The 1352-nt window shown below is 58.1% G+C and carries 1 protein-coding gene and 1 pseudogene; both read left to right on the forward strand.

Translation table 11 applies throughout. The features are described from left to right. A pseudogene (locus IEX32_RS20300) lies at positions 1-285 on the forward strand (IS630 family transposase); the annotation flags it as partial. A gap of 282 nt (positions 286-567) precedes the next feature. Next, on the forward strand, positions 568-1335 hold the full coding sequence (locus tag IEX32_RS20305) for a nucleotidyltransferase domain-containing protein (RefSeq protein WP_188773346.1): 768 nt from the start codon (positions 568-570) through the stop codon (positions 1333-1335). Positions 1336-1352: the final 17 nt, after the last annotated feature.

Genomic DNA, 1352 nt, shown 5'->3' on the forward strand with positions numbered 1-1352 from the left:
CCGAAGGTGCGCGCATGGCTCGATCGCCACACGCGTTTCACCTTTCACTTCACCCCGACATCCTGCTCATGGCTGAATGCGGTCGAAGGCTTCTTTGCCAAGTTGGCCAAACGCCGGCTGAAGCGCGGCGTCTTCCACTCACTGGTCGATCTCCAGGCCGCCATCAACCGATTCGTTGCCGAGCATAACCGCGATAATCCCAAACCCTTCCAATGGACTGCCGACCCCGACGAAATCATCGCCGCCGTCAGGCGTGGGCACCAAGCGTTAGACTCGCACCACTAGATCGTAGCTTCGCGCAGTGATGCGGCGTTCGCAGGCGTCCTTGACGACGGTCTGGAGAAGTTCGATGCGTTCTTCCAGTTCCTCGGGCCTGATCCTGTAGTGAGGCGATTATGCCGAACTGCGGACTATGCCACGTGGGCATATGACGCCCCTGTTTTTCGGCGACTCCCAGGCAATCGGCTCGGCATAGTGTTACGCTGCTCCAAGGCACGAAGTGCCGAAGCAGAATGCCGTCACTATCGAGTTTAGCGTTCGTCGTAACGAAGGCTTGCCTCCGGCGGCATGGCCGGCCAGAATCCTCTGGTGAGAACGGACGTTGACCACCTGCCGTCGATCCAGCAAGAAGAGCTGGCCCGGGTGAAGCAGATCCTGATGGACGAGTTTGCCATCGCGATTTCGCGCGCGACGCAGCCATGGAAGAAGCACGGCAAAATCCAGACGATTGCCCTGTTCGGCAGTTACAGCCGGGGCGACTGGGTGGATGAGCCGGAAAGCGGCTACCAGTCCGATTACGACCTGCTGGTCATCGTCAGTCACCCGGATCTCACCGACATTGCCGAGTACTGGTACGTTGCCGAGGACAGGATTTTGCGTGATCCGGTGATCGGGCGGCCTGTCAACATCATCGTGCACACGCTCGACGAAGTGAACCAGGGCCTGACGCGCGGGGAATACTTCTGGGTTGATATCGCTCGCGATGGCATCGCTCTCTACGAATTGCCCGGTGTCGCGCTTGCTGCGCCAAAACCGCTAACGGCGACGGATGCGTACGAGATGGCGAAGGGCTATTTTGATCAATGGTTTGCCGGAATCGATGATCTTCTCGCTGGCGCAGAGCTATATCGCGAGAGAGGGAATCCGAATCTTGCTGCCTTCACTCTTCACCAGGCGGCGGAACGGGCCTACATTTGTTACCTTCTCGTTCGCAGTCAGTACGTGCCATTATGCCGAACTCGGCATAAGGGAACTTATGCCGAGCGGCGGACTATGCCGAGTGGGTTTAGGATTCCTCGGTGCGCCAATGTATTACCGGTAATTGGCTCGGCATAGTTTAGGGCTTGCTACTG

This window comes from Novosphingobium endophyticum, assembly GCF_014640675.1.
GTDB lineage: Bacteria > Pseudomonadota > Alphaproteobacteria > Sphingomonadales > Sphingomonadaceae > Novosphingobium > Novosphingobium endophyticum.

What these genes read in the sequence shown, in the direction of transcription:
- IEX32_RS20305 (WP_188773346.1), top strand. Translation starts at nt 568, where the DNA reads ATGGCCGGCCAGAATCCTCTGGTGAGAACGGACGTTGACCACCTGCCG.